27 protein-coding genes are annotated in these 20,961 nt (G+C 34.9%); 10 read left to right on the forward strand and 17 right to left on the reverse strand.

Annotated elements, in window-relative coordinates; genetic code table 11:
* Positions 1-754: 754 nt before the first annotated feature.
* The 4 genes from FG384_RS14340 to FG384_RS14350 are packed head-to-tail and all read right to left on the reverse strand — an operon-like array spanning position 755 to position 2,423.
* Complete coding sequence (locus FG384_RS14340; protein ID WP_142643294.1) at positions 755-1,243, reverse strand: GNAT family N-acetyltransferase; 489 nt, start codon at positions 1,241-1,243, stop codon at positions 755-757.
* Between the two features lie 18 nt (positions 1,244-1,261).
* On the reverse strand, positions 1,262-1,996 hold the full coding sequence (locus FG384_RS14345; protein ID WP_142643295.1) for a hypothetical protein: 735 nt from the start codon (positions 1,994-1,996) through the stop codon (positions 1,262-1,264).
* A 30-nt stretch (positions 1,997-2,026) separates the two neighbouring features.
* Complete coding sequence (locus FG384_RS19860) at positions 2,027-2,200, reverse strand: hypothetical protein (protein WP_166462454.1); 174 nt, start codon at positions 2,198-2,200, stop codon at positions 2,027-2,029.
* Positions 2,201-2,234: 34 nt separating this feature from the next.
* Positions 2,235-2,423 (reverse strand): hypothetical protein, encoded by a 189-nt coding sequence (locus tag FG384_RS14350; protein ID WP_142643296.1) that lies wholly within the window; start codon positions 2,421-2,423, stop codon positions 2,235-2,237.
* A 64-nt stretch (positions 2,424-2,487) separates the two neighbouring features.
* Between FG384_RS14350 and FG384_RS14355 the strand changes: the two genes are divergently transcribed.
* Positions 2,488-3,201 carry a class I SAM-dependent methyltransferase gene (locus FG384_RS14355; RefSeq protein ID WP_142643297.1) on the forward strand — a complete coding sequence of 238 codons (714 nt, stop codon included), beginning with the start codon at positions 2,488-2,490 and terminating at the stop codon, positions 3,199-3,201.
* A 28-nt stretch (positions 3,202-3,229) separates the two neighbouring features.
* On the opposite strand, the gene FG384_RS14360 is transcribed toward FG384_RS14355, so the two are convergent.
* Positions 3,230-4,081 (reverse strand): DUF2268 domain-containing putative Zn-dependent protease, encoded by an 852-nt coding sequence (locus tag FG384_RS14360; protein ID WP_142643298.1) that lies wholly within the window; start codon positions 4,079-4,081, stop codon positions 3,230-3,232.
* Between the two features lie 175 nt (positions 4,082-4,256).
* Here FG384_RS14360 and FG384_RS14365 point away from each other — a divergent pair, with 175 nt between their 5' ends.
* Positions 4,257-4,520: a hypothetical protein gene (locus tag FG384_RS14365; protein WP_142643299.1), complete on the forward strand. Its 264-nt coding sequence runs from the start codon at positions 4,257-4,259 to the stop codon at positions 4,518-4,520.
* A gap of 163 nt (positions 4,521-4,683) precedes the next feature.
* On the opposite strand, the gene FG384_RS14370 is transcribed toward FG384_RS14365, so the two are convergent.
* Complete coding sequence (locus FG384_RS14370) at positions 4,684-5,172, reverse strand: GNAT family N-acetyltransferase (RefSeq protein WP_142643300.1); 489 nt, start codon at positions 5,170-5,172, stop codon at positions 4,684-4,686.
* Between the two features lie 193 nt (positions 5,173-5,365).
* Between FG384_RS14370 and FG384_RS14375 the strand changes: the two genes are divergently transcribed.
* From FG384_RS14375 to FG384_RS14390, 4 genes are all read left to right on the forward strand, one after another.
* Entirely contained in the window at positions 5,366-6,931 is a 1,566-nt protein-coding gene (locus tag FG384_RS14375; protein WP_142643301.1) for a spore germination protein, read from the forward strand.
* 35 nt (positions 6,932-6,966) lie between these two features.
* Complete coding sequence (locus FG384_RS14380) at positions 6,967-8,163, forward strand: Ger(x)C family spore germination protein (RefSeq protein WP_142643302.1); 1,197 nt, start codon at positions 6,967-6,969, stop codon at positions 8,161-8,163.
* A gap of 6 nt (positions 8,164-8,169) precedes the next feature.
* Complete coding sequence (locus tag FG384_RS14385) at positions 8,170-8,403, forward strand: hypothetical protein (protein WP_142643303.1); 234 nt, start codon at positions 8,170-8,172, stop codon at positions 8,401-8,403.
* Between the two features lie 67 nt (positions 8,404-8,470).
* Positions 8,471-9,568, forward strand: coding sequence for a GerAB/ArcD/ProY family transporter (locus tag FG384_RS14390; protein WP_142643304.1), 1,098 nt, complete (start codon positions 8,471-8,473; stop codon positions 9,566-9,568).
* Positions 9,569-10,546: 978 nt separating this feature from the next.
* Here FG384_RS14390 and FG384_RS14395 read toward each other — a convergent pair.
* The 4 genes from FG384_RS14395 to FG384_RS14410 are packed head-to-tail and all read right to left on the reverse strand — an operon-like array spanning position 10,547 to position 13,733.
* Positions 10,547-11,680 carry a bifunctional cystathionine gamma-lyase/homocysteine desulfhydrase gene (locus tag FG384_RS14395; RefSeq protein ID WP_142643305.1) on the reverse strand — a complete coding sequence of 378 codons (1,134 nt, stop codon included), beginning with the start codon at positions 11,678-11,680 and terminating at the stop codon, positions 10,547-10,549.
* Positions 11,681-12,613, reverse strand: coding sequence for a PLP-dependent cysteine synthase family protein (locus tag FG384_RS14400; RefSeq protein ID WP_142643306.1), 933 nt, complete (start codon positions 12,611-12,613; stop codon positions 11,681-11,683).
* Positions 12,613-13,083: an S-ribosylhomocysteine lyase gene (locus tag FG384_RS14405; RefSeq protein ID WP_142643307.1), complete on the reverse strand. Its 471-nt coding sequence runs from the start codon at positions 13,081-13,083 to the stop codon at positions 12,613-12,615. Before FG384_RS14405 ends, FG384_RS14400 begins: the two co-directional genes overlap by 1 nt.
* 2 nt (positions 13,084-13,085) lie before the next feature.
* Positions 13,086-13,733 (reverse strand): class I SAM-dependent methyltransferase, encoded by a 648-nt coding sequence (locus tag FG384_RS14410; protein ID WP_142643308.1) that lies wholly within the window; start codon positions 13,731-13,733, stop codon positions 13,086-13,088.
* Positions 13,734-14,096: 363 nt separating this feature from the next.
* Between FG384_RS14410 and FG384_RS14415 the strand changes: the two genes are divergently transcribed.
* Positions 14,097-14,378, forward strand: coding sequence for a hypothetical protein (locus FG384_RS14415; protein WP_205961807.1), 282 nt, complete (start codon positions 14,097-14,099; stop codon positions 14,376-14,378).
* A 38-nt stretch (positions 14,379-14,416) separates the two neighbouring features.
* Here FG384_RS14415 and FG384_RS14420 read toward each other — a convergent pair whose 3' ends face one another.
* Both FG384_RS14420 and FG384_RS14425 read right to left on the reverse strand, forming a co-directional pair.
* Positions 14,417-14,920 (reverse strand): GNAT family N-acetyltransferase, encoded by a 504-nt coding sequence (locus FG384_RS14420; RefSeq protein WP_142643310.1) that lies wholly within the window; start codon positions 14,918-14,920, stop codon positions 14,417-14,419.
* Positions 14,921-14,945: 25 nt separating this feature from the next.
* Positions 14,946-15,383 carry a hypothetical protein gene (locus FG384_RS14425; protein ID WP_142643311.1) on the reverse strand — a complete coding sequence of 146 codons (438 nt, stop codon included), beginning with the start codon at positions 15,381-15,383 and terminating at the stop codon, positions 14,946-14,948.
* Between the two features lie 214 nt (positions 15,384-15,597).
* Between FG384_RS14425 and FG384_RS19865 the strand changes: the two genes are divergently transcribed.
* Genes FG384_RS19865 through FG384_RS14435 form a run of 3 tightly spaced genes read left to right on the forward strand, consistent with a single transcriptional unit; the run spans position 15,598 to position 17,320 of the window.
* Positions 15,598-15,738: a hypothetical protein gene (locus tag FG384_RS19865; protein WP_166462455.1), complete on the forward strand. Its 141-nt coding sequence runs from the start codon at positions 15,598-15,600 to the stop codon at positions 15,736-15,738.
* Between the two features lie 32 nt (positions 15,739-15,770).
* Positions 15,771-16,772, forward strand: a complete 1,002-nt coding sequence (locus tag FG384_RS14430) for a S66 family peptidase (RefSeq protein WP_142643312.1) — start codon at positions 15,771-15,773, stop codon at positions 16,770-16,772.
* Positions 16,769-17,320 (forward strand): HAD-IIIA family hydrolase, encoded by a 552-nt coding sequence (locus FG384_RS14435; RefSeq protein ID WP_142643313.1) that lies wholly within the window; start codon positions 16,769-16,771, stop codon positions 17,318-17,320. Before FG384_RS14430 ends, FG384_RS14435 begins: the two co-directional genes overlap by 4 nt.
* A gap of 90 nt (positions 17,321-17,410) precedes the next feature.
* On the opposite strand, the gene FG384_RS14440 is transcribed toward FG384_RS14435, so the two are convergent.
* The 5 genes from FG384_RS14440 to FG384_RS14460 all read right to left on the reverse strand — a co-directional run bounded on the left by FG384_RS14440 (position 17,411) and on the right by FG384_RS14460 (position 20,892).
* Entirely contained in the window at positions 17,411-17,797 is a 387-nt protein-coding gene (locus FG384_RS14440) for a CopG family transcriptional regulator (protein WP_142643314.1), read from the reverse strand.
* 321 nt (positions 17,798-18,118) lie between these two features.
* The gene (locus tag FG384_RS14445; protein ID WP_142643315.1) at positions 18,119-18,880 is read right to left on the reverse strand and encodes a hypothetical protein; all 762 of its coding nucleotides are present in this window, start codon (positions 18,878-18,880) and stop codon (positions 18,119-18,121) included.
* Position 18,881: 1 nt separating this feature from the next.
* On the reverse strand, positions 18,882-19,637 hold the full coding sequence (locus FG384_RS14450) for an ABC transporter permease (RefSeq protein WP_142643316.1): 756 nt from the start codon (positions 19,635-19,637) through the stop codon (positions 18,882-18,884).
* Positions 19,634-20,362: an ABC transporter ATP-binding protein gene (locus FG384_RS14455; protein ID WP_142643317.1), complete on the reverse strand. Its 729-nt coding sequence runs from the start codon at positions 20,360-20,362 to the stop codon at positions 19,634-19,636. The genes FG384_RS14450 and FG384_RS14455 overlap by 4 nt, the downstream gene beginning before the upstream one ends.
* Positions 20,359-20,892, reverse strand: coding sequence for a GNAT family N-acetyltransferase (locus FG384_RS14460; RefSeq protein ID WP_142643318.1), 534 nt, complete (start codon positions 20,890-20,892; stop codon positions 20,359-20,361). The genes FG384_RS14455 and FG384_RS14460 overlap by 4 nt, the downstream gene beginning before the upstream one ends.
* Positions 20,893-20,961: the final 69 nt, after the last annotated feature.

Genomic DNA, 20,961 nt, shown 5'->3' on the forward strand with positions numbered 1-20,961 from the left:
TTCACTTCTACTGGATAACTGACTCTTGTTCCCATAGAAAAAACACCTCCGTATTGAATTTAGGTATTGTATACCCGCTTTTCAACGAAAGGTGTTTTTATTTGTCTCATTTTTTTAGGTCAGTGCAAGAGGGGCTTTTAGCTTGTCGACAAATGCTTTTTTATGAATCAAAATGTATTAAGAACTTAATAATTATTGTGCTTTTCCTGTAACAATCGCTCCAGGCGGACGCTTTCCGCAGGCTCGCGCCAACAGGATGTTGGTCATGAAGGCGTTGCCGCAGGACGCGGCGATCTTAGCCTTCCTACCTATTGCCTGTGGGTCTTGGACTGTCTCACTGTCCCGCAGGAGTCGCCACCTTCCACACATTTTTATCTTCAATAAATAGAAAAGTGGACAATAAAAGCCTTTTCACTTGATGAGATGGGATAGTCAATTTGTAATTTTTATTAGATATTCCGAAAAACCTTTATTAATCACAGCATCTTCAGATTTCCACTTTCAACTTTTGAAAAATAAGTAGGGCCCGCCACGTAGACTCCTGTGGGAATAGCTTGAGCTGAAGACCCCGTAGGAAAGACACTGGCCCAACTTTATTTGGCCAGTGTCTTTGCGGTGACGAGGAGGCTAAAGCCAAGCCCACGGAAAGCGAAGTGGCGGGCACTGCTTGATTCTCTTACTAGTAAAATATGCTTTTGCAACCACATACATCTCTTATTAGTGAATAAATATTAAAACTTCAAACATTTGATACTTATATTGAAAATGTCTGAATAAAACATGGTTCACCATCAACCAGCTCACTTTTTTCATCAAATTCGATATTTAATTGTTTATATACCTTCTTCCAAAAAGAAACAGCAGGTACATTTTCAACGAGCTCTATTACAGTGTACCTCCCATGTTTTTCAGCAAACAATTTTTGCAAAACTTGTTTACCTAACCCTTTACCTTTGTACTTATTTAATATAAAAATATCATTTACGCAATAGTCACTATCTTTTTTTAAAAAAGGTCTCTCTAATAATAATAAAAATCCTATAATACTATCTTCGTACTTTATAAAATACGGAGAAATACCTTCTATTTTCCAAAATGTATGTAAATCCTCAAAATGAAAAAAACCATCTGCTGCAATATCAATATTTGTAGTAAATGTTGATAGGTCATGTAAATACAAAGAATACAGATTTCGTAATATTGGTGACTCTATTTCTGAAACTACTTGAAGAGAGATAGTCACAATATTTTCCTCCTAATTTTATTTACTTAAAATAAACTCTTTAGTTACTTGAAGGATTTCCTCTTGAACTCCTTTTGTATTTTGGTTTTCCACCCAATAACCTACATGATAAAGATGACCGTTATAATAAGAATATAATTCATTAGCAGATGTTACCATAGTACCTACACGTTCTTCTTTTTCATTGTACATATAATACCTATAAGCAAGTCCTCCATTTGTATTAATCACTTGATGAAAAATTGGTATTTCATCTGTTAAGATTTCTTTTTTAATCTCATTTCCCACAGTATCCGTTTTTTCTTTGGAGAAATCATATTTTTCAAGTGGATTTTCATCTACTTCCGTAACTGAAATGATGAGAAATTCTTCTGGTTGACCATACTCAGAGTTATTAAGATATGTGAGTTGTAGTTGATTTTGTAAATTTCCCTGCTCATCTTTTGATGTAACAACATATGCAGTTTGTTCATTTACTTCAAAAGGCAGCTTTTTCGAATTAACAAGATGCACGGATTTCTTCATGGATTCAGGTACAAGCGCTAACATCTTATCAATTGGCAAAGGCTTATAATATATAACATTTTGCCTATGATCAAGCTCATCAACTGACTTAAAATATTCACTATATGTGAGACCATCCCCTTTAGCTTTCTCTAAAATGGAACGATCTTCTTTACTGATGCAGCCAGTCATTATAAAGGTTATCATCAATAGGAGAAAAATAGATTTAGGCTTACTATTACCAATCACTTGGAATACCTCGTTTCTAAATAAGTTTTTTCACTGAGTGTCAGCTTTCTCCTTATTAACAGTTAATAATTCCTTTAATGTTATATGAATATTATTTAAGCTAATGATAATAAATCCCAACATAACAAAAGTAACGACTTCACCTGTAATGAAAGAAACTAAACCAAGTACTATAAAAAACAGACTATATAGCCAATTATTCATTTTCATCTCACCTACCATTTCTTTTGACTCTTTGTTAATAAAAGTGCTTCCATAGACGAACTAAAACTCTTGGAAAGAAGACGATTATGTTCCAAATCACTTCCAATATGATAGAATCACGAATCTCCATCAGAATGCTTTTGAAAAAACCTGCTTCACCCTTATTTTTCTTTTCCATCATCTTAATATCCCTTACTTTTATTATTCTTTTATCGTAATTCAAACTCTTTCCTACAATTAGTATAGCAATGACGCATACTATAGCTGTATTAATAAGGGGGAATTCGATGTCTAATGCTTATTTGGATTTATTGGCATATTTCGGTATTGGCGGAGCACATCCCGGAGGCTTCAATCTAACTCAATCTATATTGGAAGATGTAAACATTCAGCCAATTCATTCTGTTCTAGATATAGGTTGTGGAACTGGACAGACTGCAGCTTTTTTAGCTAATAGGTTTAATTGTAAAGTGACTGCGATAGATAACCACCCAGTTATGCTAAAAAAAGCTCAGGAACGATCCAAAAATAGTGAAGCCTCTTTCCAAGTGTTCGAGAGAGATGTACAAAATTTAAACTTTATGGATAATTCCTTTGATTTCATAATATCCGAGTCTGTTATTATTTTTACTCAGATTTCGAAGACGTTAAATGAACTTTCAAGAGTATTAAACAGTAATGGATGTTTGATCATAATTGAAATGACAGCTGAACAAAATCTATCAGAAGAATTACAAAGAAAAGTATGTAGCCTCTACGGCATCCATGAAATTTTAAGTGAAGAGGAGTGGATATTGCGGTTACGGGAAGTTGGATTTAGTCAAATTGAAATCATAAATACACCAGCTGAACTTCCTCAAAGTGAAATTAATGACATAAATCAATCAATAAATATAAATAAGGATTTCTATGATTTATGGGAAGAGCATAACCATTTCATACATCATTATCGACATTTAATAGGCTATCGTGCTTTTAAATGCCAATTAAATGAAAAATGATATCTTTTTTAGAATACTGTTCTGCACTCTACAATAACTTCTCAATAGCAAATTTGGAACCTGCTATTATTTCTTCTGAAGATTTGGTATATAACTCGTCATTACGAAAAGGACCATGCTTCTTCTGGAATGTGTCAACAATTTGATAACCTAAATGATAACCTATCCATTTTGGAAATTTGCTTCTGACTCTACCATATAGAAAAAGTTGATGATTTTTAACTCCACTAATATTTAACGATCGTATAAAGTGATGTTTCCATATTTCAGAAGCTTCCTCAAATGAATAAAGATTTGTCCATGGGCCTAACCACTTTTCACCATACAGATCCTTGACCGCATACTCACCAAGACCTTCAATGATGAGCGAATCCCTTAGAGTAATTTTTTCAGGGGCTAAATCTAAATAGTTTAGTCGACAAACGTGATTATACTCATGTGCTAATAATGCCTTTATTTCTCCTGAACTAAGATCGGGAGACACAAATAAAAATAAGGCCCCTCTAAATGCTACACCATTTTTTTTAGGTATTTGCTCCGTTGATTTCAAATTGCCTATCTTTATTGGAAAAATATAGATGGAAACCTTTGGACCATTCCATAATTTTTTTAGTAATCTATATTCCTTCTTAACAATTTGCCAAACCTTTTTGGTTTCCATTTCTTTTACTATTTCTTTTATATTCAACCATTCATCAGGCTCAAATAATCCATAGTTTAGAAGTTCATATTGCCATACTTCTGGATTTACTTTTGGAGTTAATTTCATAAGTGGTTCACATAATATCTCACGTTGTAAATAAGCTGAACCTCTTCCAGACTGCTCCTCGCATAATTCAACAAATTTATATAACCAACTCTGTGTTTGTATTACCGGCAAATATCTCATCCTTTTTCATTTTTTTGTCTTTTTTATTCTTCCATGATTTTAGAAACTTTATATTTCCTTTAGTCTTTCAACCTCTAGACTATTGTCTATTACGTAATATTATTAGTTGCATATGTTAATAGGACATACGTGTATGTTAATAGTCTCGAAAGGAGGATGAAAACGAATGAGTCAATCTAATGTATATAGTCAATGTTGTAGGTATCATGGGCAGAGGGTAAGAATTACTTGTGATGATGGTAGAGTTCACATAGGGGAAATTACTAGAGTTAGTAGAAATATGGTCTGGATTCGACCAGATAATAATCTTGGTGGTTATGGCTTAGGATTCTTTGGAGATGGATTTGGATTTGGGGGATTTAGATTTGGATTTGGCATCGCTCTTGGTGCGATTACTGCTATCGTTCTCGCTTCAGCATTTTTTTGGTGAATCATATCCTATCCTATGCAAAATAATTTCACGATTCCACAAGCATTGTCTAACATCCATTAAATTTAAGGATTTCACATACTTATCACTTGGAAATTGAAAAAAGGGAATGGGTCATCCAAGTAGCCTCTATTCCCTTTTTTAACATTTTCTCCTACTGTTTTTATCTCCATTCATGTTCTAAAACACTATATAACAGAGAATCTCTCCATCCATCTTTTACGAATAAATCTTCGCGTATTTGGACTTCCTTAGTCATGCCTATTTTTTCTAACACTTTGGATGAAGCAATATTTTTAGGGTCACAAGTAGCATAAATACGATGAAGCTGAAATTGAGAAAAGCCGAATTCGATTAAAAGTTTTGCAACTTCTGTAGCTATCCCTTTCCCCCAATAATCCGTGTGCACAATATATCCAATCTCCCCGTTCTTATTTCGAACATCTCGAATATTGAATTCTCCTGCCCCAACCATTTTTTCATTTTCCTTTTCAATTATTGCAAAAATAAATCGATTTCTTTCTTCTTTTTTCGCATCTATCAAAACTTGTTTTACAAACTCCTTTGTTTCCTGTTCACTGTTTGGCCCCCAAGGTTGATATTGGCAAACGATTGCTTTGGAAACTAATCTTTCGCTTTTTAGAGTAATCATACCTTGCACCTTTCTTTACCTTACTATTTTATTTATTATCTCTACTCATTTACTTTCTCTAAAAATGGGGAATATCCTTTTTTATGATAAATCCAAATGTTATCATTCACTTTCTATAACTTTATACGTTTAATTTAAAGCTAAATGATGCATACTTCCTCTATGCTTCAAGTACAAACGGAGGAGATTCACTATGAGTTTTTTTAGAAAATCTATTTCTAACTCTCCTGAACCTAAAGATTCTTCAACTACTACAGAAACATTATATTTACATACAGAACTTCTAGAAAATATTAAAAAAATAAAAGAAGCTACAGGAAATAGTAATGATGTCGTTATTCGTGAGATGCAAATTGGTAAATCAGAAAAACTACTAATCGCCATTATTTATACAGATGGCCTAGCTGACAAAACTGTTATTACAGATTTCATCATGAAATCATTGGAACTAGACATAGATATTTCTTCAGACTCTATTTCCAAAAAGGTTTCTCAATCTCTGAAAGATTATTGTTTGACAGTAGGTGATGCGAAAGACATCACTGATTTTAAAACACTATATAGTGCAATATTAAATGGTGAAAGCGTAATCCTAGTAGACGGACATTCAGTAGGTATATCTGCCAGCACTAAACACGCTAAGGATAGAGCTGTTACAGAACCTACAACTGAATCTGTTATTCGTGGACCTCGTGAAGCATTCACAGAAACCTTAAGGACTAATACCGCTTTGATTCGACGAAAGATTAAAGACCCTAATCTTTGGATTGTCTCGAGAATAGTGGGACGAGTGACTCAAACAGATATTGCTATTATGTATATTAGCGGAATTGCAAACGATAAAATTGTAGAAGAGGTTCTTTCACGTGTAGACCGAATTGATATAGATGGAATACTAGAAAGCGGATATATTGAGGAATTTATACAAGACAACTCGTTTACCCTTTTCCCAACTATCTATAGCACTGAGCGCCCTGATGTAATTGCTGCAGAACTGCTTGAAGGTAGAGTGGCCATCTTTGTGGATGGTACACCTATTGTGCTTATTGTCCCGGCTCTGTTTACAACTTTTATACAATCTGCTGAGGATCACTATCAACGTGCTGATGTGAGCTCACTTATTCGTATATTAAGATACGTCGGAATAAGTATTGCTTTACTTGGACCATCACTTTATATTTCAATCACCACATTCCACCAAGAAATGCTACCTACACCTATGCTCATTAGCATTGCTTCGCAGCGAGAAGGAGTTCCATTTCCTGCTTTTGTAGAAGCGCTTGGGATGGAGCTTGCCTTTGAAATTTTGAGAGAAGCTGGTCTGCGGATGCCTAGAACAATTGGTCCTGCTGTCTCCATTGTAGGCACATTAGTTATTGGACAAGCTGCAGTAGAAGCAGGTATAGTTTCAGCTGCTATGGTTATCGTCGTATCAATAACTGCAATATGTAGTTTCCTATTTCCATCCTATGCTTTATCTAATGCTATTCGTATACTACGCTTCCCACTTATGATATTAGCGGGAATGTTTGGCTTGTTTGGTGTAGTCATTGGAATGATTGCTCTAACCCTACATTTATGTAGCCTCCGTTCCTTCGGAGTTCCATATATGAGCCCTTTAGCACCGTTTATTCCATCTGATCAAAAAGACACTATACTACGTTTTCCACGTTGGGCCCAATTGACACGACCACGTCTTATCAATAAAAAAAATGCAACTAGTGGAACCTTTCATAAAAATACTAAAAAAAGAAAATAGCATTACAAAAATATTTGATAAAGGGAAGGTTCAATATGAAAAAGAAAATACTGTTTTTGTTATTTCTTTGCCTTCCCCTTTTTTTAAGTGGATGCTGGAGCAAACGTGAATTAAATGAGCTTGCTATAACGGTAGCAATAGGGATTGATAAAGTGGACGACCAATACGAGGTATCTGTTCAAATAGTCGATCCAGGTGAAGTTTCTGCAAGGAATCCGAGTGCAAATAGAACTTCTGTAAATGTTTACCATGCAAAAGGAAAAAGTATATTCGAAGCTATAAGACGCATGACAACTGTAACTCCAAGAAAGCTGTACTTCGCTCATATACAAATATTGATTCTAGGTGAAGATTTAGCAAAAGAAGGAATCAGTGATGCGTTAGAATTGTTTGTAAGAGATCATGAAATTCGGAACGACTTCTATATTATTGTATCTGAGGAAACGACTGCTAAAGAAATATTAGAAATAATAACACCTTTAGAAAAAATTCCTGCGAACAAAATGTTTAATTCTCTCGATGTTTCAGAAAGTACTTGGGCAACAACAAGTACAGTCCAATTAGATGAATTAGCTAACCAGCTCAGTAAAAAAGAAAAAAACACTATATTGTCTGCTATTACAATAAAAGGAGATCCAAAGCAAGGTATAGAGCAATCGAATGTTCAGAAAATCGATGCACCAGCTAAATTGCAATACTCTGGATTAGCAGTATTTAAACAAGACAAACTAGTTGGCTCATTAAGTGAAGACGAAAGTAAAGGATATAACTTTTTAAAAAATAAAGTAAAAAGTACAGTAGAAATCATTTCTTGTCCTAATGGTGGGCAGCTAACAACCGAATTGTTTAGTGCTAAAACAAAAGTAAAAGGAAAAATAAAAAACGGGTCTCCATCTATAGATGTTTCCGTTACAGTCAATCAAAATGTTGGAGTAGTAGAATGTAATATTGATCTAACAAAAAAAGAAACAATTGATCTGATAAATAAAGAAACGAGTGAATCGATTAAAGAAAAAATACATCAGACACTTGAAATTCTTCAGAAAGATTATAAAGCAGATGTTTTAGAATTCGGAGAAGCTATTCATCGTACTGACCATAAAGAATGGAATAAAATAAAAAATGATTGGGTTCAATTGTTTCCAGAATTAAAGATTAACGTTTCTGTAGATGTAAAGACAAGAGGTTTAGGAACAATGCAAAATTCTATCATACACAATTCCAAGGAGTAAACATTCGTGCTTTTTAGTATAGCAATACTATTAATCGTTACTGTCATTTTGCTTTTTGAAATACCCAATCTTTCAAAAAAGAATTATACCAAGGATATTTGGGCTTTTTCTATTTTACTATTGATAGGTACAAGCTTGAGTATTGCATTGGCTTTCCAAGTAAAGATTCCAAATCCTTTAGATATGATTACTTTTGTTCTTCAACCATTAAGCGATTTAATAATGAAGCCTTTAAAGTAAAACAAATATCTAAATATTAATGAGAAGTTGGATGAAATAATTTAATTGCAAAAGAGGGAAGCAAATAGTGGGGAAATTCGTAATTAGCGTTCGCCAATTTATGGTTATATTAATTCTTTATGGAGTCGGTACATCTATCTTAAATATTCCAGCGAGTATTACGGGAGAGGCTAAACAGGACGCATGGATTTCTTCAATATTAGGGGTAGTAATAAGTTTATTAATAATAAAACTATACATTACTGTAGGAAACCTTGCTCCTAATCTGTCACTAGTAGAGATTTATGAACAGATTTTAGGTAAATGGATTGGAAAGCTTGTGTCTCTTACTTTTATAATAGTTACCCTTTTAGCTGCAGGAGAATTAGTATTTTATGTTAGTAATTTCATGCGGACAGAAATCATACCTGAAACACCTGCATATGCTATTAATATACTCTTTGTTCTCGTTATCGTCTATGCAACTTATTTAGGAATAGAAACCTTTGCTCGTTCCGCAGAGATACTTTTTCCATTTTTTGTTCTCTTATTTATCATTTTTGTCGTTTTAATTTCTCCTCAAATCGATTTTCATAATGTACAACCTGTACTAGAAGTAGGAGCAAAGCCTTTAATATCTAGTACCTTTATTTTTATAAGTGGATTTTCGCTTCCTTTGTTTGTTTTGTTAATGCTATTTCCTTCCATTATCAACGAAAATAAAGATTCTGGAAAAGCATTTTACTTAGGCACTATTATCGCAGGAATTATCCTAATCATTGTAATTGCTTTGCCAATTTTGGTATTAGGTGCTGAAACCACATCACAACGTACATTCCCAAGCTACGCTTTAGCCCAGAGAATATCAATAGGAAATTTTTTAGAACGCATTGAAGTTATTATGGGATTTATGTGGATTATCACGATCTTTATTAGAACTATAATGTATTTTTATGCCTCAGTAATAGGCCTGACACAAATACTGAAACTCCAAGATTATCGTTCTATTGTATTGCCATTAGGTATGATTTTAGTTGTCCTTTCATTAATTGTTCATCCGAACATAATTCATTCTAATTTATATGACAAGGAGATTTGGCCTATTTTAGCATTGATTCACGGGCTATTCCTTCCTTTGTTATTGATAGTAGTAGCTAAAGTTCGAAATTCTTTCAAACCAAAATAAGTGTATTCATTGTGCTTTTTTGGGATGCATCTTGTATAGTCATCCTATTTTAGTTGAATGCCAACTTTATACGAGATGCAATTATCGTATTCCATGTAGTCGATTAAAACTGTATGAATTTACTATATTTACAATATAAAACAAACCAATTCACAATTAATAAATAGGTTGTTCAGACGTAGACAAACAGTTGATTTCCGCTGCGGGCGAACGCTTTCCGTGGGCGTGGCTTGAGCCTCTTTGGTCGCCTACGCTCCCTAAAGGGTCTCAAGACTCACGCTATTCCCACAGGAGTCGTCGCCCTCCGCTCCAATCAACTAGTGCACTGAAAAAAACTAGGTGATGGATAAGTTAACAATACTCCATAGATAAGAAAAACGTTGAAATGGCTCCCTTTCCGTGGGCGTTGCCTCAGCCTCCTCGCTTCGCTGTGGGGTCTTCGACTAACGCTATTCCCACAGGAGTGTCGCCTTTTTCAACGATTTTCTAGAAAAGAAAAAATATTTTTCATAAAAAATAGACAGTTTTTCAGTGCTCTTACTACGTTAAGGGCACTGAAAAACTCTAATTAGTATTTTTGTAGGAACTATTTGCTGTATTTATTTAAGAGAATTTAGCGCGACGCATGAGACTCCTGCGGGAAAGTGAGACAGACGAGACCCCGCACGAAGCAGAGCGAAGGAGGAGGCTCGTCGCTCGCCCGCGGAAAGCGAATGCCAAAGCGATAAATTCTCTTAACGACTATTTGAAAGAAAATTTATTAGAATAACACTTTTTAAATAGCCTCCACGCTTCGCTGCGGGGTCTTCAGCTAACGCTATTCCGGCAGGAGTGTCGCCTTTTCAACGATTTTCTAGTTTTAGACAAGCCCATCTTGTTCCAGTTATTTGAAGTTTATTAATTTATTTTTTCGTCTCCGTCTAGTCCACAGTCTGAACAAACCTATTCACAATCAATGAATAGGTTTGTTCAAAATCATTATGATAATGCTTGTATTAAATCTTCCAATAAATCTTCTACGTCTTCAATCCCAACAGAAATACGTACAAGCCCATCAGTAATGCCTAGTTCTAAACGTCGCTCACGAGGTATCGAGGCATGCGTCATTCTTGCTGGTACAGAGATTAAGCTTTCCACTGCTCCTAAACTTTCTGCTAAAGTGAAATAACGAAGCTTTGCGAGGAGTTCATCTGCTTTTACTTCACTTCCAACATCAAAAGAAATCATCCCACCAAATCCAGTCGTTTGTTTCTTCATCAACTCATGCCCTGGATGATCTGCTAAACCAGGGTAAAATACTCTTCCAACAGCTTCATGGTTATTTAAAAACTCAGCAATACGCATTGCATTCATATGATGTTCTTCCATACGAAGCCCAAGTGTTTTTATTCCACGTATTAATAACCAAGAATCTTGTGGTCCAAGAACTGCCCCAACTGAGTTTTGTATAAAATGTAAATCCTTTGCAAGTTGCTCAGAATTCACAACAACTAATCCTGCTACAACATCACTATGGCCACCGATATATTTTGTTGCACTATGCACAACGATATCCGCTCCAAGTGCTATTGGCTGCTGGAAATAAGGGGTCATAAACGTATTATCTACAATCGTTAGTAAACCTTTTTCTTTTGCAAGTTTCGAAATAGCTTCTAAATCTGTTATTTTTAATAATGGATTTGTTGGCGTTTCAAGAAATATAGCTTTCGTATTTTCTAAAATAGCAGATTCCACTACGGATACATCGCTCGTATCAACAAATGTAGCTTCTATTCCAAAACGATTTAATACTTTTGTCATGACACGGTAAGTTCCACCGTATACATCATCCGTTAAAATAACATGGTCTCCTTTACTGAAAAGCATCATGATAGAGCTCGTTGCAGCCATTCCAGAAGCAAAAGCAAATCCTGCAACGCCACCTTCTAAATCACTGATCAATATTTCTAATGCATGACGAGTAGGATTTCCAGTACGAGAGTATTCATAGCCTTTAAATTGTCCAACCGCTTGTTGTTTGTATGTGCTTACTTGGTAAATCGGAGTAGACACAGCACCAGTTGCTTCGTCTCCAACAATCCCTGCATGTATAAGCTTTGTTTTTGCGCGCATTTATTTCTCCTCCATAAATAAATCATATATTTTCTGACTTAAATAACGTTCGCTCGAATCTGGAAAAATCGTTACTATATGACTTCCTTCTTTTGCGATTTCTGCTTCTTTCAGTGCCGCGTAAAAAGCTGCTCCAGAAGAACTTCCAACTAGCAGACCTTCTTCTCTCGATAGTTTTTGCAATTGATGAAATGCATCCTTGTCACTAACAGTATGAATCCCATCAAAGTAAGAACGATCCATAAAGGTTGGTAAAAATTCCATACCAATCCCTTCCGTCACATGCGATCCAGCAGTTCCACCATTCAAAATCGATCCGATTGGTTCCACAATTACCGTTTTCACATTTACATTTCGTTCTTTTAAAAATGTAGAAGTTCCCATGAATGTTCCACCAGAACCTGCCCCAGCAATAAACACATCTATTTGACCATCTAAATCACGCCATAATTCAGGGCCAAGTGTTTTTGTATAAGTATATGGATTTGCAGGATTAGAAAATTGAGATGGCGAAAAAGCATTTTGTGTCCTCTCAACCAACTCACGTGCTTTATCAATAGCACCTTGCATTCCTAAAGAAGTATCCGTATTCACAATTTCTGCACCCAATGCTCGCATAAGGGTCTGTTTTTCTGTACTAAATTTTTGAGGCACGACAAAAATTACTTTATACCCTTTACCTATTGCAGCAAGGGCTATACCAATTCCAGTGTTTCCGGCAGTAGGCTCAATAATTGTTCCACCTGCCACAAGCTTCCCGGACTTTTCAGCATCTTCTATCAAGGATAATCCGAGACGGTCCTTCACACTACCGCCTGGATTCAAATACTCCAACTTCGCAAATATTCTACAATTATTTGGAATCGGAATATGAGTAATTTCAATAGTAGGTGTATTTCCTACTAATTCTTGTACACTGCGATAAATTTTCATTACGCTTCCTCTTTATAAATTTGTCGCCATTCCTCTTTTTTCGAAAGCATTTCTATAGCGATTTCTTTTGCACCTTCTAAGCTATGGCTTGCTGCCCAACCACATTGCACTTCATTACAAGCTGGAACTTCTGTTGCTTCCAACACATCTTGCAATGTCTTTTCTAAAATCTCTAAAATTTCATCATAGTTTTCAAGATTAATAACCGATAAATAAAAACCAGTTTGACATCCCATTGGACTAATATCCACTACTTGTTCTGTATGATTACGTATATTTTCCGCCATTAAATGCTCTAATGAATGCAAGCTTGGCATTTTCATATGTTCTTTATTTGGCTGCTTAAAACGAATATCGTATTTGTAAATTTCATCTCCATGAACGCCTACTTTTGTACCTGCTAAGCGAACAAATGGTGCCATAACCTTTGTGTGATCTAGGTTAAAACTTTCAACATTCATTTTTTTCATTTTCATAGCTCCTTATTTTTCGACGCATCCATTAACCAAACAAAATCATTCATTTTTGTAAAGCTCACATGAAAACCTGCCTCTTCGAATAATTTAGTTAGTATGGGAATGGTCGTATAATATTCTCTTTCTAAATCGTCTGCTACGTGATGAAAACCACGATTTCTCTCTTTTGCAATTTGTGCTTGCTTTGCTTCTTCTGTAATAAAAACAGTATCCGCAAAAACGACTTTACCATTTGTAGGCAAAAGCTTTGCATACTCTTTCAATGCTTCTCCTTTTTCATCGTCTGTTAAATGATGAAAAACATATGAGCTAACAATTGCATCTATACTTTCTATACCCACATTAAATTGGAGTAAATCGCCATCTAATACCTCAATAGAAGGAAATCGTTCTGATGTAATTTTACGCATCATTGTATTTGGTTCAATACCAATGACCGAAACGCACGTTTCTAGTAACTTAGCTGTTAAATTTCCAGTACCAGTTCCAAATTCAATAACTGTGCCTGATACTCGATTAGCTACTTCATTCAATATATTGTCATATCCATCAAACACATCTCGATACTCAGGATCCTCTCCTGAAACAGATGCATCATATGAATGTACCCACTCATCGAAAATATCTATAAATTCTCTTCCCATAAACAAACCCCTTTTTTAAAATATATTATTCCGAGTTGAATACTTTGCTTTAGGCTTAATATAAATAGTTATAACATATTCAAATAAATTGTCAAATATGAAAATCGAAAGCGACACTGGTATTTAATCTTGATAGGCTAGAATATTGACTGTCACTAAACACTCTTCGTTTAAGTGGATATTTATTGTCCAAACTAACCTAAATTAGAGCAATACTACTAGGAGTACTATACAAAAAAAGAGCCCCTCCTATTTAGGAGAAACCCTCTACTTCTATTGTATGCAAGTTTGTTTTATATCTACGGGCGGCTTGTTAAAGCTATAGAAATTATTAAAGACTACATAAGGAAGAACAAATATGAGATGATAATGATACTAGATTATATGGAGGATGAAGTCATTTTGAGGTTCTGGAGTTTCTTTTTCGCATTTATCATCGCAAAAATCATATTGGAACAGTCGATTTTGAAGTTTGACTTTTTCCAATATAGTTTATTTAATAACTTTACTTGGATTAAGTTATTAAGTTTAATAGTAGAAGTAATCATCTTTTCAGTAGTATTTATCGTTTTTTATTACTTATTTACAAACTTCAGCAAATGGAAAATGCGTATCAAATATGAGTTAGCTCAGAAAAAGAAGTAACTTCCCCGAGAACACTGAGAGGAAGTTACCTTTTTTGTCTATTTTTTATTACTTAAATTATATCCTTCATTTATCGCATCCCAATTAAGTGGTCTAGCCATGCTGTTTTCAATCCATTCCAATGGCTTAAAACCAAATTGTGCATAGAGAGAATGTGCATCTCTCGTACCTAAGTGGAAGCTTGTTCCTTTTAACTTAGGATGTTCAGTAATGATACCCATTAACCATTTGCTAAGACCACGTCCTCTATAGTCCGGAAGTATGAAAACATCCCCTAGCCAAGAATATCTCACTAGATCAGACACAACACGCGCGAAACCAATTTGTTTTGGTGAGCCAGTAGTTGGATTTCCGTCATAAATTCCGTAACAAATAATCGAATTATCAATAGATGCTACTATTAATTCTTTCGAAACACCTGTAAGCCAATAAGACTCTTTACTTAAAAAATTATGTATAACTTCAACATCTAACAAACTTTTATCAGTACTAATAAAAAATCCATCTTTGTTTAATAACTCTTGTTGTTCATTCACTAACATTTTTGTTCCTCCAATAGAATTTCCATCATTCTAAAATTTGATAGTCCTTTGTTTTAATGAAAGCTATATCATTTTCATCAGAAAAGTTGACGAGTTCTTCGAATATATGCGTTGGTGAAAAATCAAAAAGGCGAATATTAAACCCCTTTCTCACCTGTATAATAGCTCCCTTAGTTGCCCATCCAAAACGCTTGAATTTCATTTGCTTAATTTGATATGGATGAATTACTTTTTTATAAATAGGTATTATCCAAACAAAAACCTGATACGTTAAATGTTTTTCGGCTATATTCATTCGATACTGAATAAGAAATGATAGTAAAATGAAAAAAAGTAGTGCAATTATAAAATACGAAAAGCCATCAGAAAAGTTACTTGATTGTCTATTCGCCAAGCCTACCCATCCAGTTACTACAAGCGATACAAACAAAACAGATTTCTGGGTTGTTGCATGAAAAGTCATTTTTCTCTCACCTTTTTCAATAATAAAAGTATTTCTTGTTGCCCTGTCTATCTTTGCTTATATGCTCCTTACACCTAGTATTTATCTAAAAATTCTAATATAATATTAACCTACCTATGTTATAATTGTAAATACTTACCTACAAATACAATCGTTACTATTTCATTAGAACTGAAGTTTAGTATCATCTATTTTTCAAAAAAGGGGTAATAGAATGGGAAATCTTGAAAAGGAATATCCAATTTTAAAAGAGGATCGTCGACGAAGTGAGAGTAAGAACAAAAACATTAAATCACTAATTCTACTAGGAATTGGATTTGCTAGTATCCTTATTAAGCTTTTATTCTATAATTGATTTTGAAAATAATTTTAAGGAGAATCTAATCAATGACATTGTTGAATCGCATAAAACAAGGGGACAAGATTGGGATTTACTCCCCTTCGTCCCCAATCACTTTTTCTTCACCAAAACGATCTAAGCGAGCTATTTCATTTTTACAATCTAAAGGCTTTGAAATTGTAGAGGGGTGTCTAACTGGCAAGCATGATCATTATCGCTCTGGAACTATTCAAGATAGAGCAAACGAATTAAATGAGCTTATAAGAAATCCAGACATCAGCTGTATTATGTCAACGATTGGTGGAACTAATTCTAATGCACTCTTGCCTTACATTGACTATGAAGCTTTTAAGAAGAATCCTAAAATCATGATTGGTTATTCGGATGCGACAGCAATTTTATTAGGCATTTATGCTCAAACCGGAATACCAACATTTTACGGTCCAGCTTTAGTGCCTTCATTTGGGGAATTTGAGCCATTTGTTCATAATACATATGAGTATTTCAGTGAAATGTTAATAGAGGAACAATGTATTCCTTTTACAGTTCCTACTCCCCCTTACTGGACTGATGAACCTCTTAATTGGGAGGTAAAAACTGATGATAAACAACAGAGACCAAATGAATGGAATTGTGTAAATGAAGGTTCTGCACATGGAAGATTAATTGGTGGGAATCTAAATGCAATGTATGGTATTTGGGGAAGTCCTTATATGCCAGTCATACAAGAAGGAGATATTCTTTTAATTGAGGATACGATGAAAACGGCATCTGTTGTTGAAAAGAATTTTAATCTTTTAAAATTGAACGGTGTATTCGACCGTGTATCTGGAATTATATTAGGAAAACATGAGCTATTTGATGATCAAGGGACTGGAAGAAAGCCATATGAAATTTTAGCGGAAACAATAGGCAAAATGGAGGTTCCAATTTTAGCAGACTTTGATTGTTGCCATACCCACCCAATGCTAACGATGCCTATTGGACGTAATGTAAAATTAGATGCAACGAATAAAGAAGTAACTATTATGGAGCATTGGATTAAATGATGAATATACAAGCGGTATTCATTGATCGGGATGGCACTATTGGTGGCACTGGGCATTTTATTCATCCAAAGGACTTCAAACCTTATGACTTTAGCCAAGAAGCATTTCAATTGCTTAAAGAACATGGAATCAAAACCATTGCATTCACAAATCAACACCGAATAAGTCGAAAAGAAGCTTCTATTCAGGAATTTCAAGAAGAGTTTAATACTTATGGCTTTCATGATGCATTTATTTGTCCTCATAGTGAAAATGATAATTGTAATTGCCATAAACCTAGACCAGGAATGTTATTAGATGCTGCTCGTAAACACAATTTAGACCTTAAGAAGTGTGTAGTGATCGGGGATGTTGGGTTAACTGATATGTTGGCTGCTCATGCAGTTGGTGCAATGAAAATATTAGTTTTAACTGGGTGGGGGCCAAGTTCCTTGACTCAATATCGAGAGGCTTGGAAGGAAGCTCAACCGGATTTTATAGCGGAAAATCTGTTGGAAGCTGTTCAATGGTTGTTAAATAATCATACAAAAATGCAGGGAGGAACGTAATCCTCTCTGCATTTTTTTCATTTCTACATCTAGTACCCCAATAAGATTATCGTTTTTAGTGAAAATGGAACACGGTATTTGTATTAAATCTTATTTAATGATTGACTGTAATGCCTCTTTTAATTCAACTCTAGCCTTGAATACACCAAAAATCTTTATTGAATTTATTGTTTTTAGTGCTAGTTCTTGCTCTATGTCATCGGATAACACGAGCATTCCAACAACTTTAATAGAGAGGCTTTTCTTTTCATTTAAAAGTTTTTCAAGTGTTTTACGATTATAAATACTAACTCCCATAATAAAATGCTTTTGTGTGATCACTTGATCCACGACTTGGGAGTGAGTAGTTAGCTGATTTCGAATTGATGTTTTAATAAAATCGGTACGATTAGAATAAAAGCCCTGCTCAATTAATAAATCTACTTTCCCCAAATCCACTACATTCATATTAATCGTTATTTTTTCCGTTTCCGCCATCTCAACACCATCCCCTTACCATCCATTTTCATTAGTCTATCACACTAAAATAATTATTGAAAGCAGTGATTTCCGCTGAGGGCGAACGCTTTCCGCGGGCGTGGCTTGAGCCTCTTTGGTCGCTATGCTCCCTGCCAGCGAAGCGAGGAGGCTAAGGCAACGCCCGCGGAAAGGGAGCCATTTCAACGATTTTCTTATCTATATTTTTAAAACTCCGTCTGGCCAAGCAGATTATAGGGACTTTCCTCTTAAAAATAAAAAGACTGTAGCCAACTCGTTTTTTGAGTGTCTAAAGTCTGAAAATTCCACATGTATGTTTTTTTAAATAATCTTTTCCTCAATATACTTCAACAAAATCGGTTCTAAGTAATCTTCTTTTAACGAGTGATTATTTTCTATAAAGTCTAGTACATTAGCTTTCTCTAATAAAACGAAGATAAACTCTTCAAATTCAGGCTGCTCACCTTTGTCAATCAAGTTCTTATTATGTTTATCAAATAATGCATGAAGCTCTTGAGCAGTTAAGTCCACTTTCAGCTCATACATAACAGCCAAAAAATCATATGTTCCTTTGCTTTTTACAAATTTAGGGATAAATGATTTTGTATAAGGAGATTCAATTTGCAAACCCATTTCTTCCCTTAATTCTTTTCCGATACTTTTGGACAGATTAAAAATATAGCCTTCTAAATCTGACTTATCTAATCCCCCTCCTGTAAATTGTAATCGACCAGGTGTCGAAGTATTTTGATTCATCCGACCAAAGGCAATATAATTATCGCTTGTTATTACGGATACACAAGTAAAAATAACTTTACAAGGATACGCACAATCTTCATGTCGAATCGTGTATAAAAAGTGTTTGTAGTCTGTTTCGGCTACGGTTACTTGAAGTTCTTCAGATGTTTTGTTAATTTCCGTAATGGTAAATACTTCCCCGTTACGAAAATGGGGATTTTGTTTTACTTGCTCATCCCAAAAATTTTGATGCTGCACTCGAATATTTTTCGGTAATTCTAAAGGAGTTTGATCATATGTCACGATTACTTTGGCAGGCGTTTTTTCAATTAATATTGGTTTCACATTATTCCTCCCGATTTTTCAATTGCAAATCCTTCGTGAATAATTTTTTGTAACACAATATACTTAATAACATACTCGTAATCGCAGATGAACTAGTAAATACAAATATGATTAGTATTTGATAACGAACGGCTTCTACAGGGTCTGCTCCAGCGACAATCATTCCAGTCATCATGCCAGGAAGTTGCACTAGCCCTACTGTTTTCATAGTATCAATTGTTGGAATCATACTATATTTAACCGATCGCTTCAGTACATCCTGCACCGCTTGTCGACCTGTTGCCCCTAGAGAAAGTAACGTTTCGATTTCTCCTCTGGAGCTTTTTATTTCTCGTTTTAATTGTGTTAAAAATAAACCACAAGCTATCATGGCATTCCCAATTGTCATCCCACTTATCGGGATAATGTACTGAGGGGTAGCTTCAATAATTTGAAGACTAAGTAAAAGTCCCATCATTAATATTTCCATCGTTGCAATCGCAAGTATAATTCTCCAAATGACTCCTGACATACCATTCGCTCGTCTTGACGTATTTCTAGCAGCAACAACTATCATGACGCAAACAATCAATACTATAAGGAGTAGATTTTCTGACTTAAATACAAATTGCAAAACATATCCTACTGCTAGTAGCTGAATTGCTGATCGAATAGTTCCAACTGCAATTTCCTTTTCCAAATCAAGCTTTTGCCAAACTGATACAAGCATCGTAATAACAACAAATAATAATGTAAAACTTAGTGCTAATAGACTCATATCATCACCTGACTAGGAAAATCATTACCATTTTCAAAAAATACTTCCGTCTTTGAATCTATCGCTAATGTTCCATCTTCCATATACCAAATGCGCTCACTTATTTTTTTTGCTTGTTCCGTATCATGAGTAACCCAAATGAAAGACGTTCCTTTTTCCAAATGGAATTTTACTAAAAGCTGCTCCACATATTCCTTACTTTGCTGATCGAGGGAAGCAGTAATCTCATCAAGGAGTAGGATAGAAGGGCTTATCAATAATGAACGCACTAATGATACTCTTTGCTTCTCGCCTCCAGATAAATCCGTTGCTTGTTTTCCCCAATCGAGATCACTAAGTCCTACATCCTTCATTAACTCTCGTGCAAAGTTTTCATCAAATGTACTATTATGCAATTTACTAACTGTTTTTAAATTATCCTCAATTGTTCCTGGAAGCATGACTGCTTGCTGTGCAACATAACATATATTCATGCGCCAAATACGAGTATCTGTGTCCTTAGCGGAGACACCTTTGAAACAAACATCACCATTATCTACGGTGTCTAGTAGAGCAAGCATTCGGAGTAATGTACTCTTCCCTTGTCCTGATTTACCGAGTAGAGCAATACGTTCTGGCTTTTGAAGTGTAGCTGTAATATTTGCAAATAAAAATGAGCGACTTGTTTCTTCATTAGATTCCCAATAATTTTTAGTTATATTTTTTAATTCGAACAAAGTTGTCATTTGTGTTCTTCCCATTCTTCTCTTAATAGACCCATTCGTATCGAGTCATAGTAAATACCATTATATAGCCGACATTTACGAAGTCTTGCTTCCATTGTCATACCTAGCTTTTCGCCTACTTTTATCATACGTTCATTACCTGACCAAGTTGTATAGCCTACACGCACAAGTGGTAATTCATGAAATAAATGAGTAATCCACATTCGAAGCGCTTCCGTTCCTATTCCGCCACTCCAATGATTTGGATCATAAATTACAATACCCATTTCTATCCATAGTGATTCTTCATGCTCCCAATAATAACAAAGGGATCCTACTAACTCGTCGTCTACATAAATACCCCAATAATCTTCTTGGTTAATGTATTGATCTTTTTTCTCTAAAAATTGATCTAATGTTTTCGACTCATATGGAAAATAAGGAGCATCCCATTTCTTCCATTCTGGTGCTTCTTCTCTTGCACTTAATTCCCATAGTCGGATCATTTCTTCTTCGGTTACTGGCCTAATCGTTACTATTCTCACTTTCATGACCCCTGTCCTACTTGCATATACATAATTTTAGCATAATATTGATAATATAGACTGTTCCCTTTATAT

Origin of the sequence: Psychrobacillus vulpis, from assembly GCF_006861825.1 — a bacterium.
Taxonomy (GTDB): domain Bacteria; phylum Bacillota; class Bacilli; order Bacillales_A; family Planococcaceae; genus Psychrobacillus; species Psychrobacillus vulpis.

What these genes read in the sequence shown, in the direction of transcription:
- FG384_RS14365 (WP_142643299.1), top strand. Translation starts at nt 4,257, where the DNA reads ATGAGTCAATCTAATGTATATAGTCAATGTTGTAGGTATCATGGGCAG.
- FG384_RS19860 (WP_166462454.1), bottom strand. Translation starts at nt 2,200, where the DNA reads ATGAATAATTGGCTATATAGTCTGTTTTTTATAGTACTTGGTTTAGTT.
- FG384_RS14415 (WP_205961807.1), top strand. Translation starts at nt 14,097, where the DNA reads ATGATAATGATACTAGATTATATGGAGGATGAAGTCATTTTGAGGTTC.
- FG384_RS14430 (WP_142643312.1), top strand. Translation starts at nt 15,771, where the DNA reads ATGACATTGTTGAATCGCATAAAACAAGGGGACAAGATTGGGATTTAC.
- FG384_RS14460 (WP_142643318.1), bottom strand. Translation starts at nt 20,892, where the DNA reads ATGAAAGTGAGAATAGTAACGATTAGGCCAGTAACCGAAGAAGAAATG.
- FG384_RS14455 (WP_142643317.1), bottom strand. Translation starts at nt 20,362, where the DNA reads ATGACAACTTTGTTCGAATTAAAAAATATAACTAAAAATTATTGGGAA.
- FG384_RS14435 (WP_142643313.1), top strand. Translation starts at nt 16,769, where the DNA reads ATGATGAATATACAAGCGGTATTCATTGATCGGGATGGCACTATTGGT.
- FG384_RS14395 (WP_142643305.1), bottom strand. Translation starts at nt 11,680, where the DNA reads ATGCGCGCAAAAACAAAGCTTATACATGCAGGGATTGTTGGAGACGAA.
- FG384_RS14375 (WP_142643301.1), top strand. Translation starts at nt 5,366, where the DNA reads ATGAGTTTTTTTAGAAAATCTATTTCTAACTCTCCTGAACCTAAAGAT.
- FG384_RS14400 (WP_142643306.1), bottom strand. Translation starts at nt 12,613, where the DNA reads ATGAAAATTTATCGCAGTGTACAAGAATTAGTAGGAAATACACCTACT.
- FG384_RS14420 (WP_142643310.1), bottom strand. Translation starts at nt 14,920, where the DNA reads ATGTTAGTGAATGAACAACAAGAGTTATTAAACAAAGATGGATTTTTT.
- FG384_RS14380 (WP_142643302.1), top strand. Translation starts at nt 6,967, where the DNA reads ATGAAAAAGAAAATACTGTTTTTGTTATTTCTTTGCCTTCCCCTTTTT.
- FG384_RS14425 (WP_142643311.1), bottom strand. Translation starts at nt 15,383, where the DNA reads ATGACTTTTCATGCAACAACCCAGAAATCTGTTTTGTTTGTATCGCTT.
- FG384_RS19865 (WP_166462455.1), top strand. Translation starts at nt 15,598, where the DNA reads ATGGGAAATCTTGAAAAGGAATATCCAATTTTAAAAGAGGATCGTCGA.
- FG384_RS14370 (WP_142643300.1), bottom strand. Translation starts at nt 5,172, where the DNA reads ATGATTACTCTAAAAAGCGAAAGATTAGTTTCCAAAGCAATCGTTTGC.
- FG384_RS14450 (WP_142643316.1), bottom strand. Translation starts at nt 19,637, where the DNA reads ATGAGTCTATTAGCACTAAGTTTTACATTATTATTTGTTGTTATTACG.
- FG384_RS14410 (WP_142643308.1), bottom strand. Translation starts at nt 13,733, where the DNA reads ATGGGAAGAGAATTTATAGATATTTTCGATGAGTGGGTACATTCATAT.
- FG384_RS14405 (WP_142643307.1), bottom strand. Translation starts at nt 13,083, where the DNA reads ATGAAAAAAATGAATGTTGAAAGTTTTAACCTAGATCACACAAAGGTT.
- FG384_RS14355 (WP_142643297.1), top strand. Translation starts at nt 2,488, where the DNA reads ATGTCTAATGCTTATTTGGATTTATTGGCATATTTCGGTATTGGCGGA.
- FG384_RS14440 (WP_142643314.1), bottom strand. Translation starts at nt 17,797, where the DNA reads ATGGCGGAAACGGAAAAAATAACGATTAATATGAATGTAGTGGATTTG.